Annotated in this window: 19 protein-coding genes; 1 reads left to right on the top strand and 18 read right to left on the bottom strand. The window is 32.8% G+C overall.

All coding sequences use genetic code 11. The features are described 5' to 3' along the window. The 16 genes from P8K68_RS04125 to P8K68_RS04050 form a co-directional block, all read right to left on the bottom strand. Positions 1-480 (bottom strand): glutathione peroxidase, encoded by a 480-nt coding sequence (locus P8K68_RS04125; protein WP_300248423.1) that lies wholly within the window; start codon positions 478-480, stop codon positions 1-3. A gap of 63 nt (positions 481-543) precedes the next feature. Beyond that, the gene (locus P8K68_RS04120) at positions 544-1,227 is read right to left on the bottom strand and encodes an SDR family oxidoreductase (RefSeq protein WP_300248381.1); all 684 of its coding nucleotides are present in this window, start codon (positions 1,225-1,227) and stop codon (positions 544-546) included. A 22-nt stretch (positions 1,228-1,249) separates the two neighbouring features. Then, entirely contained in the window at positions 1,250-1,465 is a 216-nt protein-coding gene (locus tag P8K68_RS04115) for a hypothetical protein (RefSeq protein ID WP_300248380.1), read from the bottom strand. A gap of 152 nt (positions 1,466-1,617) precedes the next feature. Continuing rightward, positions 1,618-1,836, bottom strand: coding sequence for a hypothetical protein (locus P8K68_RS04110; RefSeq protein WP_300248379.1), 219 nt, complete (start codon positions 1,834-1,836; stop codon positions 1,618-1,620). Positions 1,837-1,840: 4 nt separating this feature from the next. After that, on the bottom strand, positions 1,841-2,536 hold the full coding sequence (gene folE / locus P8K68_RS04105; RefSeq protein ID WP_300248378.1) for a GTP cyclohydrolase I FolE: 696 nt from the start codon (positions 2,534-2,536) through the stop codon (positions 1,841-1,843). 51 nt (positions 2,537-2,587) lie between these two features. Further along, positions 2,588-2,860, bottom strand: a complete 273-nt coding sequence (locus P8K68_RS04100; protein ID WP_300248377.1) for a TIGR03643 family protein — start codon at positions 2,858-2,860, stop codon at positions 2,588-2,590. After that, positions 2,857-3,285, bottom strand: coding sequence for a hypothetical protein (locus tag P8K68_RS04095; RefSeq protein ID WP_300248376.1), 429 nt, complete (start codon positions 3,283-3,285; stop codon positions 2,857-2,859). Before P8K68_RS04095 ends, P8K68_RS04100 begins: the two co-directional genes overlap by 4 nt. 124 nt (positions 3,286-3,409) lie before the next feature. Next, positions 3,410-4,891 (bottom strand): deoxyribodipyrimidine photo-lyase, encoded by a 1,482-nt coding sequence (locus tag P8K68_RS04090; RefSeq protein WP_300248375.1) that lies wholly within the window; start codon positions 4,889-4,891, stop codon positions 3,410-3,412. Next, positions 4,881-6,413, bottom strand: coding sequence for a cryptochrome/photolyase family protein (locus P8K68_RS04085; RefSeq protein WP_300248374.1), 1,533 nt, complete (start codon positions 6,411-6,413; stop codon positions 4,881-4,883). Before P8K68_RS04085 ends, P8K68_RS04090 begins: the two co-directional genes overlap by 11 nt. 27 nt (positions 6,414-6,440) lie before the next feature. Further along, positions 6,441-7,751 carry a DASH family cryptochrome gene (locus P8K68_RS04080; RefSeq protein ID WP_300248373.1) on the bottom strand — a complete coding sequence of 437 codons (1,311 nt, stop codon included), beginning with the start codon at positions 7,749-7,751 and terminating at the stop codon, positions 6,441-6,443. Beyond that, on the bottom strand, positions 7,721-7,870 hold the full coding sequence (locus P8K68_RS04075; protein WP_300248372.1) for a DUF2256 domain-containing protein: 150 nt from the start codon (positions 7,868-7,870) through the stop codon (positions 7,721-7,723). The genes P8K68_RS04080 and P8K68_RS04075 overlap by 31 nt, the downstream gene beginning before the upstream one ends. After that, entirely contained in the window at positions 7,857-9,287 is a 1,431-nt protein-coding gene (locus P8K68_RS04070; protein ID WP_300248371.1) for an SDR family oxidoreductase, read from the bottom strand. Before P8K68_RS04070 ends, P8K68_RS04075 begins: the two co-directional genes overlap by 14 nt. A 50-nt stretch (positions 9,288-9,337) precedes the next feature. Then, positions 9,338-9,970: a flavin reductase gene (locus P8K68_RS04065; RefSeq protein WP_300248370.1), complete on the bottom strand. Its 633-nt coding sequence runs from the start codon at positions 9,968-9,970 to the stop codon at positions 9,338-9,340. Next, positions 9,970-11,280: an AarF/UbiB family protein gene (locus P8K68_RS04060; RefSeq protein ID WP_300248369.1), complete on the bottom strand. Its 1,311-nt coding sequence runs from the start codon at positions 11,278-11,280 to the stop codon at positions 9,970-9,972. Before P8K68_RS04060 ends, P8K68_RS04065 begins: the two co-directional genes overlap by 1 nt. A gap of 6 nt (positions 11,281-11,286) precedes the next feature. After that, on the bottom strand, positions 11,287-11,943 hold the full coding sequence (locus tag P8K68_RS04055; RefSeq protein ID WP_300248368.1) for a TetR family transcriptional regulator C-terminal domain-containing protein: 657 nt from the start codon (positions 11,941-11,943) through the stop codon (positions 11,287-11,289). A gap of 96 nt (positions 11,944-12,039) precedes the next feature. Further along, positions 12,040-12,696 carry an aquaporin gene (locus P8K68_RS04050; RefSeq protein ID WP_300248367.1) on the bottom strand — a complete coding sequence of 219 codons (657 nt, stop codon included), beginning with the start codon at positions 12,694-12,696 and terminating at the stop codon, positions 12,040-12,042. Positions 12,697-12,981: 285 nt separating this feature from the next. Between P8K68_RS04050 and P8K68_RS04045 the strand changes: the two genes are divergently transcribed. Next, complete coding sequence (locus tag P8K68_RS04045) at positions 12,982-13,830, top strand: DUF2911 domain-containing protein (protein ID WP_300248366.1); 849 nt, start codon at positions 12,982-12,984, stop codon at positions 13,828-13,830. A gap of 185 nt (positions 13,831-14,015) precedes the next feature. On the opposite strand, the gene P8K68_RS04040 is transcribed toward P8K68_RS04045, so the two are convergent. After that, positions 14,016-14,987 carry a Gfo/Idh/MocA family oxidoreductase gene (locus P8K68_RS04040; RefSeq protein ID WP_300248365.1) on the bottom strand — a complete coding sequence of 324 codons (972 nt, stop codon included), beginning with the start codon at positions 14,985-14,987 and terminating at the stop codon, positions 14,016-14,018. Beyond that, on the bottom strand, positions 14,980-16,692 hold the full coding sequence (locus P8K68_RS04035; protein ID WP_300248364.1) for a sodium:solute symporter: 1,713 nt from the start codon (positions 16,690-16,692) through the stop codon (positions 14,980-14,982). The genes P8K68_RS04040 and P8K68_RS04035 overlap by 8 nt, the downstream gene beginning before the upstream one ends. Positions 16,693-16,721 lie beyond the last annotated feature (29 nt).

The following is a 16,721-nucleotide window of genomic DNA, read 5'->3' as shown; positions in this document are numbered from 1 at the left end:
TTATTTTAAATGATTTGTAATTTTTGAACTCAGAGGATTTGTTGTAGACATGTAATAATCTATAAATTTACCATTTGAATCAATTAAATATTTTTGAAAATTCCACTTTACAGAGGAGTTTTTAACACCGTTATTAATGTCTTGTGTGAGCCAAGTATAAAGTGGATGTTGTTGCTTGCCTTTTACATTAATTTTTTCTGTAATCAGAAATGTAACACCATAATTTATTTCACAAAATGATGCTATAGCTTCAGAATCTCCTGGTTCTTGACCTCCAAATTGGTTGCATGGTAAACCTATAATTTGAAGTTTATCTTGATATGTATTATATAACTTTTGTAAATCTTTGTATTGAGATGTAAATCCACACTTAGAGGCTACATTAACAAAAAGGATATGTTTGCCTTTAAATTGAGATAAATCGATAGGTTTTCCATTTATATCATTAATTTTTATGTCATAAATGGAATCGATATTCATTTTTGTAGATGAATTACTTTTTGAATTTAAGGTGGCCAAAAATACTTTTAGAGGATTCATAGCTTATATTTTAAAACTAACTATACCACAGTCCATTTCAAATATTTGGCCCGAAATAGAAGCACAGCTATCTGATAATAGAAATTCTGCCATGTCTGCAACTTCCTTGGGTGACAAAAACTTTTTCAGCGGATGACGTTCAGTGATATTATCTATCATCTTTTCGTTTCGCAACAATTTGGAGGCTAATTCCGTATCTGTAACTGTTGGTGCAATAGTATTAATACGTAGAGTAGGCGCTAATTCTGCACCTAAAGATTTTACTAAACCTTCAACACCAGATTTAGATACAGCAACACTAGCGTGGTAAGGCATACCTAATTTTGCGGCTACGGTACTAAAAAGAACAATAGATGGTTTGGTTCCATTTTTTAAAATTGGAAGGTATTTTTGAATCACTTTTACAGCACCAAGCACATTGATTTCAAAATCGTCTTTAAAATCATCAATACTTAGTCTAGAAATTGGTTTTAGATTGATACTTCCTGGGCAGTAAACTAACCCATCTGCAGCTTCAATTTCTGGTAATTCATCTTTGGTAACATCGCAATGATGGTGAGTAAGGTTGTCATGCGATATATCAGGAGCATTTCTACTAATGTTTATAACATTACAATGCGCTAATAAATTTGTAACAATGGCTTTTCCAATGCCCTTACTTCCACCAACTATAATTATTGTTTTCATGGTTTTCAGGGCATATTATTTGTTATGGCCTGCCCTTTAGCCTTTTTTCAATTTTTTGTTTTATAACAGTCAATCGTTTCATCAGATCCATTATCTCTGGATCTTTTTTCTCTTTATAAATATCGTTTAAGCCTAATATTAAACTTTTAACTTCTCTAGACGATTCTATACGCTCACTTGTTGTTTTAAAAGTGTGTCTGCGTTGCTCAAATGCTAAAGCCTTATCAATAATCTCCATAATTTTTTTTTAATCTTTAATCTACTTTACTGGTGCAATTTGCATACCAATATCGCCAATATAGTAAATTATGCTAGATTAACTATTTTAATATAGAATTATTAGGGAAAATTTAATATTTACAGATGTAAGAAGCTCTTTTTTGGTAGTCTCTATAAAAGTCTTCCCTTTAGTCGCTTCTCCACTTTTCTTTTTATAACGGTTAAGCGCTTCATGATATCCATGATTTTTTCATCTTTTTTTACCTTGTAAACTTGATTTAAATCTAAGATTAAAGCTTTTGCTTCTCTAGATAGCTTTACACGATCACTGGTTGATAATGATCTCATTTTTCTTTGTTCAAACTCTAATGCTTTGTCAATTAATTCCATGATACTAACTATTTATATAATTCTGTAATTCTGTAATTTTCTCTGAAGTGTTAAAATTTCCCCCATAATAAGCAGTAACTGTCGAAGATGTTTCATCTTTTATGCCTCTAGAAGATACACATAAATGTTTGGCATCAATAATAACCGCTACATCTTCAGTATCTAAAATTGTTTTTAACTCGTTGGCTATTTGATTTGTTAAACGTTCTTGTACTTGAGGACGTTTAGCATAATACTGAACAATCCTATTTAATTTAGATAGTCCAATAACTTTTCCTGAGGAAATATAAGCAACATGGGCTTTACCAATAATTGGAACAAAATGATGCTCACAATTAGAATAGAATGTAATATTCTTCTCCACCAACATCTGGTTATATTTGTATTTGTTATCAAACAGAGCAACCTTTGGTTTATTAGCTGGGTTTAAACCTGAAAATATTTCATCTATATACATTTTTGCTACTCTTTTTGGTGTGCCTTGTAAAGAATCATCAGTTAAATCCAATCCCATAACATCCATAATTTCTTCGAAAAGAATTGCTATACGCTCTTTTTTTTCGGTGTCATTCAATTTAAAGGCATCAGGCTTCATGGGCGTCTCTAAACCAGTATATAGATGGTCATCGCCAATGTCTGTAGCTGAAAAGCCATTTAGTTTGTTTGTACTCGCTTCTTTTTCTAATGTGTTTATTTTCATGTTACTCTTTTTTATGTGCTGTCTTAATGATTATACATTAATCAAAGCACGTTAGCGTTTTGAAATTTTATTGTGTGTAATTTGCTTTTGTCTACTGCATTTAAAACGACCTTTGTCAAATACCCTCAGTTTTTCATGCTTTGTTTGACGGCCCTGTACCCGTTTCCTCCATAGTCTGAAACTACTTGGTTTCATTTCTTTCCTCATCAGTTCAATAACCTCCTGTTCTTTTAAACCAAATTGAAATTTTATGGCATCAAAAGTGGTTCTATCTTCCCAAGCCATTTCTATAACTCTGTCTATTTCTTCTATAGATAAATTCATATGTGGTGGAAGTTATATTGTTCGTCGTATTTTATTTTCTCATCTAACATTTTACTAAAAAATGCTTTGTTTTCTTTAAACATTTTATTGTTTCTAAAATGAATAAATTTTCCTTGAGCATGGATACTTGCTCCATTGGTTTTATAAATAACCAACTGATAATAAGGAATACCCCAAATGAAATTTTTTAAACCTTTATTGATGAATATTAGAATGCCATTTTTTCGTAATTCTATATTCGCATAGTTCGCATCTGAAACGGTGTTTATATAAGATTGTAAATTCGGACTTACATCCTCAATAATCATTCGTTTAGAGCCAACACCTTTCATTTTTAAAGATTCTAGAAGTGTAAAAGGTCTTCCAACTAAGTCATTTAAAGTATGCTTTTCTTCTTTATTGTGGTATGTTGAATCTAATATCATTTTTGCTTATTGATACATCAAATATACAAAATGTTTACCTTTTTTAGGTAAACATTAAACAAAAATTTATATTTCACTATTGATGAAACTTATTGTTTATTTTAAAACTCTGCTTATTAATAGTTTAGCTGTTAAATGATCTTTGGTTAAGAGTGTGTTTTTTAAGGATTCTTTTACTTTCTTCAATAACTTTTTTGTTTTTCTTGAGATTCCATAAAGTCTCACCTGCTTTTTTTCTTGTAGCGTCTAAATCGACAATAGGATAAGGATAGTCTTTCCCAAGTTTAAAATTATAGAATTGTTGTTCAAGTTCAGTCATTAAATAGGGTTGATGCGCAAAAGCAGTGTCAAGCGGTAATAATTCGGGTACCCATTTTTTTATAAAAAAAGCATCAGGGTCATGTTCTAAACTATTTTTTATTGGGTTGTATATTCTCAACATATTTATACCCGTTTCACCTGCCTGCATTTGTAATTGTGGAAAGTGAATACCAGGTTCAAAATCTAAGAACATTTGCGATAAATGTGTTGTTGCTTCTTGCCATGGTTGCCAGAGATTGTGTGTAAAAAATGAAACGACCAAGGCTCGCATTCTAAAGTTTAAATAACCAGTTTCATTCAAGCAACGCATGCAAGCATCAACAAGCGGATAGCCTGTTAAACCGTTTTTCCAAGCCTCTTGATATATTTTAGATACGTTTTTTTTTAGTTTATGAAAGCCCTTATTTATACTGGCTTCTTCCATAGTGTGCTCCATTTCAAATTTTTGAACAAAATGTGCCTGCCAACGTAGTCTAGACATAAATGCTTCAAGTGCTTTTTTATGTTTTGATGTGCTTTTTAAATGATACGCTTCATGATAGACTTCTCGAATTGATAAGTTTCCCCAAGCGATATAGGGGGAAATTCTACTGCAACTACTTCTGGCTAGTTCTGGTTTTGAAATATGAAACATGTAGTTGGAATACCGATCTTTAAAAAACGATTTTAAGTATTTAAGACCCATAGAACGACCCCCTTTTTGAAAAGGAGAATTGCTATCCGTTAGCAAATCTGGTAGTTTAAAATGGGTTTCTAAGGTTTCAATCTCTTCTATGGTTAAGAGTTGTTTTTTTTCTGGGTTAAAGGGAAGTGGCTCAATTTCATAAAAGGCATTTGATAATTCAGTCCAATTTTTACGATTTGTTAAACCTCTACGAACACCATTGTTAATGTTTTCGTTCCATGAGATGAGGTTATTTTTGCAAAACCGCTGAAAGGTTTTGTCTCTTTCAAAGGTGACTAGTATACCCGTTTCTTGATGTGAGTAAATAGTATTTATTTTATAGTAGTTTAATAATTGATTTACAGCAGCTATTATATCTGATTGTACTATTAATACCTTAGAGTTATATGCTTTTAATTCCGTATTCAAATCGATTAGGGATTCCTTAATAAAATCCCAATGACGCTTGCTGTAATGTGTGTCGTTCAATAGAATAGGTTCAAAACTATAAAGGAATAAAATGCGCTTACCAGTTTTTAAAGCATTAAAAATGGCCTCATTATCATGTAAACGTAAATCACGTTTTAACCAGACTAAATGTATTTGGGGCTTAGTATTCATCTTGATGCGCTATGATATGTTGTGCTTTATCTTTTATCTTTTGTAATTCAGAAGGATCCATTTTATCTAATAAACTATACATCATTTTCATTCTGAAATTTTTCCCGAGATACTTCCTTTTTTCATCTAAAAAATTCCAGTATAAACTATTAAACGGACATGCATCTTCTTCTATTTTTTTACTTTTATTGTAATGGCATCCGCTACAATAATTACTCATTTTATTGATGTAAGAGCCTGATGATACATAAGGTTTTGTTGCTATTTTTCCACCATCAGCAAATTGGCTCATGCCTCTTGTATTGGTAAGTTGCACCCATTCTATAGCATCAACATAAATCCCTAAATACCAATCGTCAACTTCATCCGGGTTCGTTTGTGTTAAAAGTGCATAATTACCAGTAATCATTAAACGTTGAATATGGTGTGCATACCCGTTGTCTAAAGAGTTTGTTATGGCATGTTTTAAACAATTCATTTTTGTTTTTCCAGTCCAGAAAAAGTCTGGTAATTTGTTATGATTATCTAGTTCGTTTTTCTGTTTGTAATCTGGCATAAATGCCCAATACATACCTCGCATGTATTCCCGCCAGCCTATAACTTGCCTAATAAAACCCTCGACTTGTGAAATATGAATTGCGTCACCGTGTTTTCGATAATAATTCATAACGCTTGTTATAATGTCTTTTGGGGAGATGAGTTTTAAATTCATGGCAAAAGATAATCGGGAATGGAATAGATAGTCCTCATCTGTATGCATCGCATCTTGGAAATCTCCAAAGTGAACCAATAATGCTTCACAAAAATATTTTAATTGCTCTAAAGCCTGAACTCTAGAAATAGGATAGGAGAAGGTCTTAGTTTCAAATTTACCTATGGTTACTATATCTGCTTTTTCTATATCTTTTTTTACCTCTGAAATATCATTTTTGAATACTTTATAATTTGGAATTTCAACATCGCCTTTCCATTTATTTCTATTGCTTTTATCGTAATTCCATTTACCACCTTCAGGTTGATTAGAGACCATTAAAATATCATGTTTCCTTCGCATGTCTCGATAAAAATGCTCCATGAGATATTGCTTTTTCCCTTTAAAGAAATTTGCTAGGTCTTCGCGCTGAGTATAAAAGTGTTCTGCTAAAACTGCTTTTGAAGGTATGCTTAAACCCTCACAAAATGAACTCAATTGTTTGTCTAATCTGTATTCGTCTGGAAATATGTATTCAAATTGTTCAATATTATATTCCTTTATTAAGAGTGAAAGATTTTCAGTGAGATTTTGAGTATTGTTTTCATCATTGATTTTTAAATAGTGAACATCATGTTTTTTTGATTTTAAATCTTCTGAAAACTGACGCATTGCGGCAAAAAAACCGATTACTTTTTGAATGTGATGTTTTACGTAATCTGTTTCTTGACGCATTTCAAAAAGACCATACGTAACATCATCATTAGTTTCTTTAAACCATGAGTGTTTTATATTGAGTTGGTCTCCTAATATGAGTCTAAGTGTTTTCATTTTCTTTTGTTTCACTGAGAATAACTTTTAAAATAATGTTTCTTGCAACCACAACTTTTGAAACTTTCTATTGCCATCGTAACGCTCTGCTTGTAATTTTACATTAAATTTTCGATCTCTAGGGTCGTTACCAACACCAGAGACATACATCCAGTTACCATAGTTGCTATGTACATCGTAATCTATAAGTAGCGATTCAAAATAAGCAGCTCCAATTCGCCAATCTAGTTTTAGGTCTTTTGAAAAAAAGGATGCTACATTTTGTCTCCCTCTATTACTCATCCATCCTGTTTTTTTAAGTTCAATCATATTGGCATTTACAAAAGATGATTTTGTTTCACCTTTTATCCATTTTTGAACTAAATCTTTATCGTTATTCCATTTATATTCTTTTTTCAGAATACCACCAATTTTGAAAATACTATTTCCATGTTTTAAGGATATGTATTTAAAATAGTCGCGCCAAATAAGTTCAAAAATCAACCAATAGGTAGATTGATTTTTATAATGTTCTTTTTCAAATGTCTTGATTTGCCAATAAATAGTTCTTGCAGAAATACTTCCGTTTGCTAACCACGGGGAGAATTTTGAGCTAAAATCTGTTCCTATTAACCCATTCCTTGTTTTCTTATAAAATCCTAGTTTTTTGGTTTCAAAAAAATAATTATTCAATCGTTTTGTAGCTTCAGACTCCCCGCCTTTAAATGGAAATGCAGAGTTTATATGTGTTTCAAAATCGTTAAACCCTAAATCTTCTAATTTTGGAATTTGAGTTTTATTTTTAATAGTATCAATAGGTTCTGATGGATTATTAATAACAGATAACCTGATATCACTTTGTTTTTCAGCATGTTTTCTGAAGTTTGTAAATACTTGAGGGATATCAGAAAAAGGCATATCTACATCGTATGGATGGTGTAAAAACTGATCGTAATAGGTGTTGAAAATAACATCGGTTGAGACTACTTTTTTTAAATCACTAAAAACAGTTACTTCTTCGCTTGTCCACTCTTTTTGCAAGTAAATATGCGTTACTTGATATTCTGAAATTAATTTTGGTAAACAACGTTCTGGTAATTCGAAAAAAATAAATAATTCAATATTTAATACCTTTAAATTTGACTTTAAATCTTGAACAGTTTCAATAAGAAATTTTGCTCTGAATTTATCCGTTTTTTTAAATCCAAATTTGTCGGTTTCAAAATCCCTAGGATCAAAACAATAAACAGCAATGGTACGTTTATGATTTTTTATGGCTTCATTTAGCACATAATTATCTTGAACTCTTAGGTTATTTCTAAACCAAACTAAGCCTGTGCTGTTTTGTTTCTTCTGCATCGTTCACTACAATATTTAACAGTATCCCAATTCTTTTCCCATTTTTTTCGCCAGTTAAAGGACAGTTTACAAACAGGACATTTTTTTTGGGGTAAGTTTTGTTTTTTATGATTCGACATCAACTAATTTGTTAATCATCCCTGAAAATATAAAGCCATGAAAAGGCAAAACACTATACCAATAGAGTCTTCCCCATAATCCACGGGGTCTAAATGTTGCGGTTTGCTTTAATAAATTATCTTCAATTTTAAACTCCAACCAGGCTTCTCCCGGTAAACGCATTTCAGCATATAGTAAAAGTTTTTGTTGTTCTTTATTAGCAAAAATTACGCGCCAAAAATCTAAGGCGTCACCAGCATCTAATTCTGTTGGACTTGTTCGTCCTCGTCGTAAACCTATACCTCCAAAAAGCTTGTCGATATAACCACGCAACCTCCACAAAATGGTCCCATAATACCAACCTGTATTACCGCCAATGGCCCAAATTTTATTAATAGTCTTATCAATGTTTGTTACTGGGCGCTCTTTATAATCTTTAAAACAACCAAATTTTGGAACATTTACATATTTATGCAACTGGTTTCTTAACCTTCCGCTACTTACCATAGAATCTTTCCAGCTGGAAACAATACTATTTTGTTCTATTTTCTCAAAAGCTAATGACACTGCTTCTTTATAAGTAAGCGGATGTACCTCCAGTATTTCATTGATATCACTTTTCTTGCCTATAATTTGAATCCCCATGCTATCTACTAACGATGATGCCAATTTATAGGATGTAGACGTTACAAAATATAACCAATAGGACGATAGTTTTGGAGTCATTACTGGTACGGTTAAAATGTAGCGTTTTAATCCTCTTACTTCGGCAAATTGAAGTAGCATGTCTTTATAGGTTAAAACTTCTGGACCAAAAACATCAAAGCTTTTATTAAACAATGTTTTGTTACCAGCAGCTCGTGTTAAAAATGATAAAACATCTCTAACAGCCAAAGGTTGTGTTTTTGTATTCAACCATTTGGGTGCTATCATAAATGGGAGTTTCTCAACTAAATCTCTTATAATTTCGAATGAAGAACTACCAGAACCAACAATAATACCTGCTTTAAATATGGTAAGCGCATACTGATTTGAGGCTAATATCTTCTCAACATTTTTTCTGGATCTTAAGTGTTTTGAGAGGATCTCTTCGTTGGTAATACCACTTAAATAAATAACTTGTTTAGCATTAGTAGTTTCAATATAATCTTTGAAATTTAAAGCACAACGTTCTTCTAGAGATTCAAAATCTTTTGAAGAGTTAGACATAGAGTGTATTAAATAGTAGGCTACATCAATTTTTTTTGGGATGTTATGTAGTGTTTCAGGTTTTAAAAAATCGCCTTCAATAACATAAATATTTTCCTCTTCAGCGTAACTTTTATCAGCTCTAAGTCTATCTCGTACAACACAAATAACCGTATGTCCTTCATTTAATAAAAAAGGAATAATACGTTTACCTATGTAGCCTGTGGCTCCTGTTACGAGAATATTCATAGTGTGTTATGAGTAGGATTATCACTAACTTATATATTTAATACTTTAAATCAGTCTTTTACTTCTAATGTTTTCGGTCTTTGATAACCGTAACGTGCATTGGTATTAGGTACAGCATAACCGTCTAATCCATTTATAGCAGCAACTTCGGCCTTTGATAAGTTGATAAAGCCATCGTTTTCAATAAGATTATCGTTTACATATAAACCAATAATTTTACCAATTACTAGAATGGTATTATTGGCTTTTATATCGTATTCTTCAACAAATTGCATGGCGAGTTGAATGGGTGAATCTTTTACAAAAGGTGCTATAAAATCATTTTTGTATTCTGAATTTAAACTAGTAACATCAAACTCAGAAATTGTCGTATCATATTTAGCTGAGGTATGATGTGCATCTTCAGTAATAGTTTTATGAATATGGTTAATGGTATAGAATCCTGTAGATTTTATATTTTCATAAGTATTTCTAATCACAGTTGTTGGTCTTAAAAAGAAACCTAACATAGCTGGACTAGAACCAATATGCGTTACAGAACTAAAAACAGCAACATTTTCTAAACCATCTTTAGAATTTGAGCCTATAAGATTTGCAGATTTATATCCAGAACAACTATTTAATAAGTTGATTTTGTATAAATGATGCAATTGATCGATATCATTTTCATTAAAATATGCCATTACAATTTCAAGTAATTATTAATTTTTATATTTTGTGCTTTAAAATCGAACATCAAATTATAGAGTCCAAAAAAGGTTCTGTTTATATAGATAAAATGCTTTGAACCCCGATTTCCATTCATCTTTTTCAAGTCGGTACTTTTAGAATAACGTTCTCCCAATTCAGCAATTTTCCCAAAGAATCCAGCATCAGAGAAATCAAAAGTATCTTGATGAAAAGGCTGTGTAAATAAACTTAGCATCTCGTGAAACATTTCAGTAAAAAAGGCTATTTCTTCTTTGCTATCATCATCTCTAAGTATTTCAAGTTCATATAACTTTTCAACGAAATAGTCCTTATTATTAATGTTTTCTGGTATGGCTAATTCAAAATAAGGTGTATAAAATTCCATAGGGATGGTTTTCATACACCCAAAATCTAACGCTATTAATTCTCCTTTTTCATTTACTAAAAAGTTTCCTGGATGAGGGTCTGCATGAACTTTTTTCAAGTTATGAATTTGAAACATGTAGAAATCCCAGAGGGCCTGACCTAATTTATTTGATTTTTCTTGATTTTCGTTATGTGCTGTAAACTCTGAAAGGTGTTCACCTTCCATATAATCCATAGTGATGATGCGCTCAGAAGATAAATCTTCATAATAATTTGGAAATAAAAGATTAGAAATATGACTGCAGGATTCTGCAATGTCTTTGCTTTGTTTCATTTCCAAAATATAATTGGTTTCTTCAACCAATTTGTTTTCTACTTCTTTAAAGTATTTATCAGAGTCTTTACCTTTAATATTAAACATACTAATGGCTATAGGTTTAACCATGGCTAAATCTGAAGCAATACTTTCCGCAACTCCTGGGTATTGGATTTTCACAGCAAGTTTTTTCCCATTCTTTTCTGCTATATGCACCTGACCGATGCTGGCAGCGTTTACAGAAGTTGCGTTGAAAGTATCAAATAGATCATTTGGATGATTTCCAAAATATTTTTTAAATGTTTTTATAACTAAAGGTGGTGATAACGGAGGTACTGAAAACTGTGCTAAAGAGAATTTTTCAACATAAGCCTGTGGCAATATGCTTTTTTCCATACTTAGCATTTGTGCTACTTTAAGCGCACTACCTTTAAGTTGTTTTAAGCCGTCATAAATGTCTGTTGCATTGTTAACATTTAAGCGCGCTTTCGCTTGTTCCTCAGTTTTTGTGATTTTATCACCGTAATACTTAATATAGTTTACACCAACTTTTGCGCCAGTAGAAACTAATTTAGTAGCTCTTTGTATTTTAGATGTTGGTATGCTGTCTATCGTTTTCATAAGCGACTAGTTCATTTGAAATTTTTCCTTGAATAGAAATTTACCCAAATCTAAAACGCTTTTAAGTGATGAAATGTCTAATACATCAAACGTTGTGTTTACTGATTTTTCAATAAAAATATCTGTCTTTTCAAAAGAAGAAGAGGTGTCATCTATCCAAAACTTCATAGTCAATAATAACTGTAACCATGCAGATTCTTTTAAGGCATTATCTTGAATTTTTTCTATCTGTTCTTGTTTAATATCTAGCATTTGGATACCCAATTGGCTAACATAACTGGTAAAATGAGATTTTAAACCAGAAAGCATTTTTAAACCCTTCAGATCTTTGTTGTATTTATCTAAAACATGCTTTACATAACTTCTATTTGCCGTAAGGTTTTCAAAAAAGGTGTAGTAAAAACTTAAGAGTTTGTTTCTAGCATCAAAAATATTATAGTCTTCACTCTTATTTAAAGCGTCTAATGAATTTGAAAAGAAAGCTTCAAATATGCCTTTTTCAATAGCTTCGAAAGAAGCAAAGTGCTCGTAGAATTTCGCTTCTTCAAAATTATTCATTTTAGCAAAAGCAAATACTGATTTTGGGTTTTGATCATGCTCTAAGACATAATCCATGTAAGACGTAATGATATCGTTTTTGGAAACTGTTTTCTTCTTTGCCATAATAACTTAATTTACGGTAAAGATACAAAATGTTTAACAATTATATAAAAAAGTTAAACAAAATTTAATATAAAGTTATAAGATAAATTTATTGCTTCAGCAGCAATTGTCGTCCTTAACAAGTTTACAGCTCGATACAGCTACGATCGCGCCTAAGATAGGTGCAGAAATATACAGCCATAAATACTGAAAATTTCCTGTAAAAATAGCGGGAGCAATAGAGCGAATAGGGTTCATAGATGCTTTTGTTATAGGTCCTGCAAACATAGCTTCTAATAAAATAACTCCACCAACAGCAATACCTGCCATGGTACCAATTTCTTTGCTACCTGTAGACACATTAATAATAACAATCATTAAAAAGAAGGTGAGTAAAAATTCTAAAATAGCTGCTTTATATGGCGGGAACCCTTCTGCGGGTGTTGTTTCGCCTAAAAATTGACTTTCGGGAAACAAAAACCATAATAAAAATGCGGCGAAAATTGCTCCAATAGCTTGTGCTAAAATGTATTTAGGTACTTTATTCCATGGGAATTTTTTGGAAAAAGCAAAACCTATGGTTACTGCCGGATTAAAATGTGCACCAGAGATTTCACCAAAGGCATAAATCATGGCCATAACGATAAGTCCCCAAGTAACGGCAACACCCACGTGAGAGATGCTGCCTCCTGTAATTTCATTAATGGTCATGGCGCCACAACCACAAAATACCATGCCAAAAGTGCCTATAGTTTCAGAGATGTACTGTTTCATTTATTACGGTTTTTGCGTTAGGGTTTGCAGCGACATCCTTTTGCTTTTTGCAAAAGATATAGCGAAACATTTATGTTCATGAATACAAAAATATTAAATTGAAAAGCATGAATAAAAGTCCGGCCTACTGTCCCGATAGCGATCGTAAGCTATCGGGATTGGTAACGCCCAAATTAATAAGCTGCAAATATACAACGTCTTATTTTAAGCTTTTGTTAACAATAAAGGAGTTTTTAATAGTTAATTTTATGATGTTAAAAACCTAAATTATAAATAACTATAAATATGAAAAAAGTACTATTACTATTCATGACCTGCGCAACAGTTTTCTCGGTAAACGCACAAATTACAACACCACAACCTAGCCCGTTGGCAAAATTGGAACAAAAAGTTGGACTAACAGATGTAACTTTGGAGTATTCAAGACCAGGGGTTAAGGGTAGAGAAGTTTTTGGAAATTTAGTACCCTTCGGACAACTATGGAGAACAGGTGCCAACAAAAACACAATGATAACTTTTAGCACAGATGCTACTATTGATGGGCAGACCTTAAAAGCAGGATCTTATGCTATTTTTACAAAACCAGGAAAGGAATCTTGGGACGTTTTCTTCTATACAGATACTGAAAACTGGGGCACACCTGCAACATGGGATGATGCCAAAGTTGCTGCAAAAACAACAGTTCCAGTGTATCCTGTGGCGTTTAATGTAGAATCGTTTTCTATGGATATAAATCATTTAACCAACGATGGCGGTCATCTTGAATTTATCTGGGAAAAAACTTATGTAGCGGTACCTTTTACAGTGCCAACTGATGCTGCTGTTTCGGCAAGTATTAAAAAGGTTATGAATGGTCCTGGCGCTGGCGATTATTATGCAGCTGCGGCTTACTATTTAGAGGCAGATAAAGATATTAATAAAGCTGTTGAGTGGATTGATAAGGCTGTTGATATGACTAAGGATAAACCACGTTTTTGGTTTTTAAGACGTCAAGCTTTAATTCATGCTAAGGCAGGAAACAAAAAAGGAGCCATAGCTGCTGCAAAGGCCTCTTTAATGCATGCCGAAAAAGCTGGAAATGCAGATTATGTTAAAATGAATAAAGATTCTTTAAAAGAATGGGGAGCCATGTAATAGACTTATTAGAACGTTAAATTCTTAGACTTTTAGATATTGAAAAGCGCAATTTTTTTTAAGTTGCGCTTTTTTTATGTTATTTTTTTGGGCGTTTTAACACGCTTTCACTACTCGCTCCTCCTAAGTCGGGAGCTCAAACAGGCCGTTCAATCGTTAACGCAGGTATCTGCTAAATTTTATATTTAATAGTCAAGGTCAATCAGTCCTCTTACTCGGTCTAAAGTCTCAATAAGCTGTTTGCTAAACTTAAAAGTCATGATGTCGCTTTCCGTTTTACCTTGACGAATTAATGCGTTAAAATGAAGAATTTCATATTTGTAACCATGTACATTCTCAGTGAAATCTAAAGTATCTTCTTTTCCGTTTGATGCCATAGTTACCGTAGTTGGCATATGAAACATGCTATGCAATGTAATCGTGCCCTTCTCGCAGTACATAGTTGCTTTGGTAGGAGTTGCTTCTAAAAGTGTGCTTTTTATTTTGGCAGTGGCTCCGCTTTTGTAGTTAAAAGTCATAGTACACGATGAATCGGCACCATTATCAAAAAAAGTAGCTTCAGCCTTTATATCATCAGGTTTACCTAAAGTAGAGAGCGCCGCAAAAATAGGGTAGATGCCAATATCTAATAAGCTACCGCCACCAAGCGATTTTTTAAAAAGTCTGGAGCTGTTATCAAACTCACGAAAAAAGCCAAAATCGGCTTCAAGTGTCTTAATTTCTCCATACGTTTTATTGTTTAATGCTTTTAAAACAAATTGGTAATGTGGCAGAAAATAGGTCCAAAGAGCTTCCATAAGGAGTACGTTTTTTTCTTTGGCTTTAGCAATCATGTCGCGTACTTCATCGCTATGCATAGCAAAAGGTTTTTCACATAACACAGCAATGCCATGTTCTAAGCACAACAAGGTATTAGCTTTATGCAAAGCGTGTGGTGTGGCAATATAAACGGCATCAACATTAGGGTCTTTTGCTAAGGCTTCATAACTATCATAAGCTTTTGTAGCATCGTAGGTTTTAGCAAAATCATCTGCTTTGTCTTGATGTCGCGAGGCTACAGCATATAGCTTAGCGCCTTCAACAGTTAGTAAATCTGTAGCAAATTTATGAGCAATATTACCCAAGCCAATAATGCCCCAATTAATAATTTTAGACATGTGCTGTTTTGTTATTAGGAGTTAGTAATTGTAATACATACGCCACCGCAATGACAATAATACAACCTACAAAATTTAGCCATAAAAATGGCAAATTAATATATTCAAATTCATTTAATAAGTAAAGTGCAATCACTGTTACTTGCGTAATTAACGCCGCAATAAAAACCGCATTACCTTTTACAAATTTAAAAAAGAATGCCAATAAAAATATGCCCAATACATTCCCATAAAATATAGAGCCAATTATATTTACGAGTTGAATTAAATTTTCTGCAAGATTCGCAACGCAAGCTACGCCAATAGCAATAATACCCCATAAAAAGGTAAACCATCTTGAGGCTTTTACCATTTCGGTTTCGGTTTTTTCACTGGTATTTCGTTTGTATAAATCCATGGCAGTTGTAGAGCCTAAAGCATTAAGTTCACTAGCCGTACTAGACATGGCAGCGCTTAAAATGACGGCCAACAACAAACCAATTAATCCACGTGGGAGGTTATTCAAAATAAAATGAATAAACACATAATCTTTATCGTTGCTTTCTACTTTTATATCTTGACTATCTGAAACTTTGTCAATTAAAGCTCTTGCTTCTTGTCTTATGTCATCATTAGCGGCATTCGCTGCCGAAATATATTTTGCGGCTTCAGGATTTTCAGAATTGGTAAAGGCTTCAATAATTTTCTGCTTATCTCTAAAGATTTGTTGTTGTTCTTTTTGAAGGGCTTTGTAGTCTTCAGCATATTCAGAATTTAAAACCAACTCAGTTGCTGTTGGATTAAAATTTACTGGGGCTTCATTAAATTGATAAAACACAAACACCATAACCCCAACCAATAATATAAAGAATTGCATGGGTACTTTTAAAAGTCCATTAAAAATCAATCCCAATTGCATTTCTTTAACCGATTTCCCTGAAAGATAGCGTTGCACCTGACTTTGGTCTGTGCCAAAATACGATAACATTAAAAATGTACCCCCTATAATGCCACTCCAGAAGGTATAGCGATTATTTAAGTTGAATGAAAAATCTAAGACTTCCATTTTACCACTGGCACCCGCTATTTCTAGGGCTTTTGAAAATGTAATATCTTGAGGAAGCTTGTCAACTATTAAAAAGAACGCAATAAACATCCCAATAAATATCACAACCATTTGATGTTTTTGGGTAACGTTTACAGCGCGTGTACCACCCGAAACGGTATATATAATTACTAAAAGGCCTATGGCAATATTAAGGGTTAATAAATCCCAACCCAAAACGACCGATAATATTATGGCAGGTGCAAAAATGGTTATTCCAGCTGCTAAACCACGCTGAATTAAAAACAAAATAGCGGCCAGGGTTCTGGTTTTTAAATCGAAGCGGTTTTCTAAAAATTCGTAGGCGGTATAGACTTTAAGGCGATGGTATAAGGGAATAAATACCATGCAAATAACAATCATGGCTATAGGCAATCCAAAGTAAAATTGGACAAATCCCATCCCATCGTTAAAGGCTTGCCCTGGTGTTGATAAAAAGGTTATCGCACTGGCTTGTGTGGCCATAACCGATAAACCAATAGTCCACCATTTTGAGGTGTTGCCGCCTCTTAAATAATCCTTTACATTTTTACTACCTCGGGTTTGCCATGTGCCGTAAGCTACAATAGCAATCAGGGTTGCGCAAAGTACCGACCAATCAATCCAACTTAATATTTGCATGAATTAAAAGGCTTTTGTGATGATGTAAA

Origin of the sequence: Algibacter sp. (genome assembly GCF_029245835.1) — a bacterium.
GTDB lineage: Bacteria > Bacteroidota > Bacteroidia > Flavobacteriales > Flavobacteriaceae > Algibacter_B.
This window is presented reverse-complemented; position numbering and strand designations above follow the sequence as displayed.